This is a genomic window from Streptomyces sp. NPDC104106 (assembly GCF_055584345.1).
Genome location: NZ_JBVJMF010000035.1, coordinates 42,066 through 48,997, shown reverse-complemented (window position 1 = coordinate 48,997; position 6,932 = coordinate 42,066). Strand labels below are relative to the sequence as shown.

6 protein-coding genes and 1 pseudogene are annotated in these 6,932 nt (G+C 71.5%); 3 read left to right on the top strand and 4 right to left on the bottom strand.

What is annotated here, in order from left to right; all coding sequences use genetic code 11:
- Positions 1-967 precede the first annotated feature (967 nt).
- A complete protein-coding gene (locus ACZ60X_RS42905) occupies positions 968-1,831 on the top strand; it encodes a DEAD/DEAH box helicase family protein (protein ID WP_469611094.1) in 864 nt (287 codons plus the stop codon).
- A 2-nt stretch (positions 1,832-1,833) separates the two neighbouring features.
- Positions 1,834-2,385 carry a helicase associated domain-containing protein gene (locus tag ACZ60X_RS42900; RefSeq protein WP_469611092.1) on the top strand — a complete coding sequence of 184 codons (552 nt, stop codon included), beginning with the start codon at positions 1,834-1,836 and terminating at the stop codon, positions 2,383-2,385.
- Between the two features lie 67 nt (positions 2,386-2,452).
- Here ACZ60X_RS42900 and ACZ60X_RS42895 read toward each other — a convergent pair.
- The 4 genes and pseudogenes from ACZ60X_RS42895 to ACZ60X_RS42880 form a co-directional block, all read right to left on the bottom strand.
- Positions 2,453-2,707: pseudogene (locus ACZ60X_RS42895) on the bottom strand (zinc-binding dehydrogenase); the annotation flags it as partial.
- A 65-nt stretch (positions 2,708-2,772) separates the two neighbouring features.
- Positions 2,773-3,624 carry an Rrf2 family transcriptional regulator gene (locus ACZ60X_RS42890; protein ID WP_469611090.1) on the bottom strand — a complete coding sequence of 284 codons (852 nt, stop codon included), beginning with the start codon at positions 3,622-3,624 and terminating at the stop codon, positions 2,773-2,775.
- A gap of 227 nt (positions 3,625-3,851) precedes the next feature.
- Complete coding sequence (locus tag ACZ60X_RS42885; protein ID WP_469611088.1) at positions 3,852-4,661, bottom strand: SDR family NAD(P)-dependent oxidoreductase; 810 nt, start codon at positions 4,659-4,661, stop codon at positions 3,852-3,854.
- Positions 4,654-5,304: a carboxymuconolactone decarboxylase family protein gene (locus ACZ60X_RS42880; protein ID WP_469611086.1), complete on the bottom strand. Its 651-nt coding sequence runs from the start codon at positions 5,302-5,304 to the stop codon at positions 4,654-4,656. The genes ACZ60X_RS42885 and ACZ60X_RS42880 overlap by 8 nt, the downstream gene beginning before the upstream one ends.
- Before the next feature lie 222 nt (positions 5,305-5,526).
- Between ACZ60X_RS42880 and ACZ60X_RS42875 the strand changes: the two genes are divergently transcribed.
- Positions 5,527-6,699, top strand: a complete 1,173-nt coding sequence (locus tag ACZ60X_RS42875; RefSeq protein WP_469611084.1) for a PucR family transcriptional regulator — start codon at positions 5,527-5,529, stop codon at positions 6,697-6,699.
- Positions 6,700-6,932: the final 233 nt, after the last annotated feature.

Here is a 6,932-nt window from a genome sequence, read left to right as displayed (position 1 = left end):
CCCCGCGGAGCGGGTCCCTTCGGGCTGCGCCCGAAGAAAGCGAACCCCCGCGCTGCGCGCGGGGGTTGCGCTCACGCTCCGCGTGAGCGCGAGCGGCTCGCTGCGCTCTCCGCCCAACCCACAGGCTGCGCCTGTGGGTTGCTGCCCCCTTTCGCTTCGCTCCGGGGGCAGAGCCGTTTACGCGGTCAGGCCCGGGGCTTCGCCCCGGGCCGTGCGGTTTCCGCTGCGCTCCAACCGCAAAGCCCCGCGCTGCGCGCGAGGCAAACGGGCCACGCTGCGCGCGGCCCGAAGTCGGCAGCAGGACGGGCTGTGTGCCGGCCGAGAGGTTTGGTGGCGCTGGTTGCGCCGGAAGAGGTCGTCTGCCTCTGGGAGTTGGATGCGTGGCGAACGATGTTCGTGGGTTAGCGATAGACCGGTGGTGGCGGCTGAACAGGGGTTGGTGGTGCGGGTTTTGGCGGCCAGAAAGGATCGTTCGGAGGGGTGTACGGATTTGTCGAGTTGCTAGGAGCGGGAGCGGGAAAGTGAATCTTTCCTGCGGTCCACAGGACACCCAACGTGATCACTGTGGCCGTCACGATAGCCAGTAAGTGGTAAAAAGCCCTCTTTAACACGCCCCTGCCCCTCCCTCACCTGCTTCACCCGGCCATCGCCCGGCTTCTTCCGTACTCGCACCCGTCTGACTCCCTCCTCCCCCGGTCTTCCAACCCGAAACGAGGGACATTGAGGCACAGTCGAGGCGTTCTCCTGAAGCAGGATGCTTCAAATTGAGACTTAGATAGACTATGGAATGAAGCAGCAGCACCAGTAAGGTCAAAAAAGCCGGACCTGGTCACCTTGTCTGTACCGGCCAGAGGCGGATGCTCGGCTTCGGCCACGTTCCACGGGCTGCTGATCCACCGTCACATCCGTGGTGACTCCGGGCTCCCTGCCGTGCGATGCACCAGGCACGGCCCGCAGAAAGCGGCAGATGGGAATGGTAGTGAAGGAACTCCGACCTCACCAGCGAGAAGCAGTGGACGCGGTCCTGCGAGCACTTGAATTTCCCGCAAGATCGCTTGTGCCCGAGCGTGGACTCCGAACACAGGTCATCATGGCGACCGGAACCGGCAAGACCCTCATCGCCGCACGCAGCGCCGAGGAGCTCCGCGCGGGCCGTGTTCTGGTGCTCGTACCCTCGCTGGACCTCCTCTCTCAGACCAGGGCCGCATGGCGCGAGGGCGGCCGTAGCGGACCGATGATCGGGATCTCGTCCCTGCGCGGGGACGAGGCGGGCTTCCCCAACACCACGGACGTGGAGGAACTGGTCGCCTGGATACGGCCGTTCGACAAGGTCACGGTGTTCGCCACGTACGCCTCGCTGGGACTGGGCACACTGGAGCGGGCACACAAGGCCGGCCTACCTGGCTGGGACTTGATCGTGGTCGATGAGGCGCACCGGTGTTCGGGACGGATCGGGAAGCCGTGGGCGGTCGTTCACGACAACACCCGCATCCCCGCCCTGCGCCGCCTCTACATGACCGCCACGCCCCGGCTGTGGCAGCTGGACGAGGACTCCGAGGGCGCGCCGGGCGAGCTCGTGGCGAGCATGGACGACGACCCCAGCTCGCCGTTCGGCAGCAGGTGCTTCACGTTGACGCTGTCCGAGGCGATCGACCGGGGGATCTGCGCGCCGTACCAGGTGGTGTGCGTGGACATCACCGACACCCAGCTCCAGGCCGCCCAGCTCCTGGGAGCCGAGGGCCGCTCGGACGAGGTTCGCGGGCCCCGGCTCGCGACGCTGCAGACCGCGCGGGTGAAGGCATCAGCGAGGAAGGCTTCCGCAGGACGCTGACGGTGGCCGGGGCGCTGTCCCAGGAGCGACGCGAGCAGTTGGAGGAGATCGACCCCTCCTGGTGCCCCACCTGGCCAGTGGAATGGCAGCGCGCCTTCCACCTCGTCCGCCTCCACCTGGAAGCCGGCGGCGAGCTCCCGATGGAGCCGGGCACCGTCGTGCACCAGGGCGAAGACCTCGGCCGGTGGGTGAAGTCGGTGCGGTTCGGCTGGGACAAGCTGACGACCGTGCAGCAGTGGATGTGCGAACACATCCTCGGCATCGAGCCCGCGGCCAAGGACGAGAAACCGCCGCCGCGCCGTACCCAGGCCGACAAATGGGCCACGAACTACACCGCCACCAAGCAGTACTACGAACGCGAGGGACACCTGCGGGTACCGCGCAAACACACCGAGACGATCGTCGTCGGCGACGGGAAGGGGGGCAGCGGCCAGGACCAGGAGGAGCGACAGCACCAGCTCGGTGCATGGATCGGGAACCAGCGCTCGCGGAGTACGACGCTGTCGCCGGAACGCGTCGAGCAGTTCTCCGCCATCGGCATGCGCTGGGCATAGCGGCGCGGGCAGCCGTGGAACCGGCTGGTCGTTGCGCCGGATTGCCTTCGATGCCGCCTGAGTATCCGACGCCGACGTAGACGCCGCCGTGTGCGAGGGAGGCGTTGCAGGGACCGAGCAGCGGACCGGCGACGCCGTCGATCACGACGTCCACGCCCCGGACGTCGGTGATGCGCGGGACGCCGTCGGTCAGGGATTCGCGGGACAGGTCGATGACGTGCTCGTGGCCGGCGGCACGGGCGGCTTCGGCTTTGTCGGTGCGGCTTGCGGTGGAGACAGTCGGGGATACGCCGAGTTCGCGGGCCACCTCCACGGTGCCCATGCCGACAGAGCCACCGATGCCCGGTGCCAGGACGGTACCGTCAGCCTTCAGCCCGGCAGGCCGGGTCAGGACGAGGTAGGCGGTGCTGTATCCGGCCCCGGCGAACAGCGCGCAGGCGGCCTCGTCGCTCGCCCCGTCGGGATGGGTATCAGCTGATTGGCGTCCGCGGTCAGTTGCTCGCGCCAGGTGCCGTCGGTGCGCCAGCCGAGCCCCCCGCCGCCGACCACGACGCGCGCTCCCTCCGCCAGGCCGGTCGTCCCGGGGTCGGTGATCTCACCCAGCGCGCCGCCGCCGGGTACGTGGGGCGGCGTCTGGTGCAGGGCGGGGTCTATCCGGCGTGCCCTGATGGTGTTGTCGGCCGGGCTCATGTCGGCGTAGGGGAGCCTGAGCGACGTACGGCCTGTGGTGGCCGGTTCGGCTGGACGGTCCGCGAGCCGCAGTTCCTCGTGTCCGCCATGGCGGCGGTGCTCGATCGCCCGCATGGCGTTCCACCTCGGTACGTCCGAGCACGGGCCGTGCGACGGGCCTTGATGATCCAAGTCGATGAAACAGGTTCTGTACAACTGCGGGCGAAGGTGGGTCCCGGCCGGCCCCGCTCGGCGCATCAGCCGGAGCGGTCGGCCAGGGTCTTCCTCAGGACGTCCCGCGATCGGGGCCCCCGCGAGTTCCCGCCGGACAGCCTCTTCTGCGTCGGCATAGACGTGGTGCAGCGCGGACTGGATGCCGCGGCCGACGGGGCACGCCTGGTTCGGTTCACCGCGGTGCAGGGCGAACAGAGGCTCGTCGTGCACCGCGTGGTAGACGTCGAGCAGCGCGATGGACTCGGGTTCGCGGGCCAGTGTCCAGCCGGCCCCGGCACCGTGACGGGCGGTCACCAGGTGCGCCTTCCGTAGATCGGCGAGGCTGCGCCGGATCACGACGGGGTTCTCCGCCGCGACGGCGGAGGGGACTGCGGCCTTCCTTCCCCCCTGTCTGCTGGGTCTGCGGATAGGCCGGCGGTCGATGAGCAGGCTGTTGCCCCTGGGCCGCCGCGGCGGCGTCGACGTCGTCCTCCCCGTCACCTGGCAACCGAGCTCGCCCCTCGCCGGCCTGCGGTGATGGCGCGGGCCGGCGGGGGCGCGCGGGGCGGACAGGCACCGCGCGCTCAGACGGCGCTCAGCCCTCCGTCGACCACCAGACTCTGTCCGGTGATGTAGGAGGCGCGGTCGGAGAGCAGGAAGGCGACGGCTTCGGCCACCTCCCAGGCGGTGCCCTGGCGCCCGAGCGGTATGCGCGTGAACGAGGTGGTACGCGACGCCCGCCGGGCCGATGCCTCGCGGCCCATCGGGGTGTCGATCAGGCCCGGGACGACCACGTTGGCGCGGACCCCGCGCGGCGCACCCTCCTTGGCGACATGGCGGGTGAGGCCGACCAGGCCCGCCTTGGAGCTGTCGTAGGCGGGCGAGCCGGTGGCGGCGCGCAGCCCTGCCACGGAACCGACGAAGACGATCGAGCCCCCGTCGGCGAGCGCGGGCAGCGCGTACTTGGCGGCGAGGAAGGGGGCGCCCAGGTTGAGCGAGAGCACGCGTTCCCACTGCTCCGGTGAGGTGTCCGCCAGACCCGCACCGAGTCCGATGCCGACGTTGACCACCAGTGCGTCGAGCGCGCCGAGTTCGCGGAGGGTCTCGTCGACCATGGCCGAGGACTGGCCGGGGTCTGTGGCGTCACCGACCACGGGCAGGCCACGGCCGCCTTCCTCGCCGACCAGGGCGGCGGTGGCCGCGGCGGCGCAGGGGGAGACGTCGGCGCAGGCCACGCGGGCTCCCTCGCGGGCGGCGAGAACGGCCACCGCCCGCCCGTTGCCCACCGGGGCCTCGGGGTCGTCGCTGGGGCGGGTGCCCGCCCCGATGACCAGGACGTTCCGTCCGGCCAGGAGGCCGGCCGGGCCGGTCGCGGTGTGCCGGGACTCAGGCATCGCCGTGTGCTCCTTGCGCCGCGTCCGCGCCGGCCCCGGCGAGTGTGGGCAGGCCTTCCGTCGCGTAGTCGGGCTCGAGTGGGGTGCCGGCGGAGTTCAGGAAGAACGCGACCATGTGGTACTGACCGACGAGCATGGTGATCTCGATCAGCTGGGCCTCGTCGTGGTCGGCGGCGAGCGCGGACCAGGTGGCGGCGGACAGGCGTGCGTTCCGGTGCAGTTCGTCGGCGGCCCGCAGCAGACGGGCGTCGGCCGGCGTCCACCCCTGGGCGTCCGGGCCCGCGCCGACCCGCCGGATCTCCTCGTCGGTGACCCCGGCGGCCCTGGCCAGCGGTACGTGCCGGCCCCATTCGTAACCGGCCCGGGTGTTGTACGCGGTACGCAGGATCAGCAGTTCCCGGGTCCGGTCCGGGAGGCGGCCGTCGCGCAGCAGATGGGTGCCGAAGGGCAGGAAGTGCCGGAAGAGGCCGGGGTGCCGCACCAAGGTGGTGAAGACGTTGGCCGGGCGGCCGTCGGCGTCCCGGGGGACCGGGGCGAGGAGCTCCCGGGTGAGCGGGTCCCAGCCGTCCTCGGGCAGGGGCGCCAGGCGTGGGCCGGTGGGGGCGGCAGGACGGTCGGGGCGGTGATGGTGCTCGTCGGTCATGGTGCTCTCCGCACGGTTCGTCAGGGTGGTCGGTGGCACGGGGGCGGCCCTGAGCACGGTCGATCGGCGCAGCGCTGCGTGCGCCGATGCGGGCTCCTTGCGCCGCCGTGCCACTGTGCTTTCGGCGGTGGGGGCTTGTCGACGGCTCCTCGGCCAAGGGCGGGGGTCGGCATATTGTTCAGATGTACAACGGCCGGTTCCGGAAGGCGGGAGGTGAGGTCCATGCCCGGACAGCCGGGCGCGGCAGCGCCCCTCGAACGGGTCATCGCCGCGATGGCCGCACAGCAGCGGCACGTCGGCCGGCGATTGCATGCGGATCTGGCGGATGACATCCCCTCCTACCGCGCGGTCCCGCGGGAACTTCTCGACGAGATCTGGCGCCGGCACTTCCAGCGGGCCCTCGCGGTGGTGCGAGAAGGGACGGTGCCGGCACCGGAGGACTTCGGCGAAGCCGATGTGGCCCGGGACCGGGTCGCCCGGGGAGTGCCGCTCAGCGACGGGCTGCGCGCCTTCCGCCGGGCGCTGAGCGCGATACGGGATCTGTTCATCGCCGAGGCGACCGGAAGCGGGCTCGCCCCCGGCCTCATCATCGACCGCACCACGTGCCTGTGGGAGCTGGCGGACGTCGCGAGCCTGCGGATCGCCGCGGTCCACCGGCAGGCGGAGGTCGCCTCCGCCCTGTTCGACGCCCGCCGCCGCGCCGACTTCCTGCGCGGGCTGCTCTACGGCACGCTGAGCGCCGTGGAGATCCACAGCGGCGCGGCGGTCTACGGGCTGGACCCGTCCCGGCCGTACCGGGCCATCAGGGCCGTACCGTGCGGCGACGCGGATCCGGGCGCGCTGGAACGCCCCCTCGGGTCCCACTGCCGCGGGAACGGCCGGGGCGCGCTGCTCACCGTGCTGGACGGGGCTGTCGCCGGGGTCGTAAGCGCGAAACCGGAGATCGGTGACCTGGAGGTGACGGCGGGGCTCGGTCCGCCGGCGGACCTGGCCGCGGCGCACCGCTCCTTCCGCGCCGCCGGCAGGATGCTGGAGGCCGCCCGTGCGTACGGTCTGCGCGGCCTGTACGACCTGGGTGACCTGTCCTGGCGGGTGGCCGTCGTCGCCGAACCGGAACTCGCCGCGTTGCTGTGCGGCCGCTATCTGCGCCCCCTGGAGGCGGAGGGGGAGTTCGGTGCGCTCATCGAGGAATCGGTGCGGGCATATCTGGACAACGGACGGCAGATCCGCGAAGTCGCCCGCACCGCACACGTGCATGTCAACACCGTCCGCTACCGCCTGCGTCGTTTCGAGGAGCTGACCGGCACCAGCCTGGACGCTTTGGACACCGCGGTGGAACTCAGCTGGGCCCTGGCGGCACGCGAACTGGGCACGTTTCGACGGGGCCAGGCGTGAGGCCGGCCACCGCGCCCGCCGGAATCCCTCAAAGGCTCCGGTCGGTGTGCAGGACCGCATCCCGCCGGGCGACGACGCCCGCAGCGAATGGCTGCTCACCCAGTGGGCCCGCGTCGGCCGCTGGATCATCGACCACGCCAGCGCGGACGCCACACACGCGTGAAGCCGGGACGTGCGCGCGCCGGCGCCCCTGCGGACCGCGGGAGCCGCGCCGCAGCACCCGGCTCCTGACA

What these genes read in the sequence shown, in the direction of transcription:
- ACZ60X_RS42905 (WP_469611094.1), top strand. Translation starts at nt 968, where the DNA reads ATGGGAATGGTAGTGAAGGAACTCCGACCTCACCAGCGAGAAGCAGTG.
- ACZ60X_RS42885 (WP_469611088.1), bottom strand. Translation starts at nt 4,661, where the DNA reads ATGCCTGAGTCCCGGCACACCGCGACCGGCCCGGCCGGCCTCCTGGCC.
- ACZ60X_RS42880 (WP_469611086.1), bottom strand. Translation starts at nt 5,304, where the DNA reads ATGACCGACGAGCACCATCACCGCCCCGACCGTCCTGCCGCCCCCACC.
- ACZ60X_RS42875 (WP_469611084.1), top strand. Translation starts at nt 5,527, where the DNA reads ATGCCCGGACAGCCGGGCGCGGCAGCGCCCCTCGAACGGGTCATCGCC.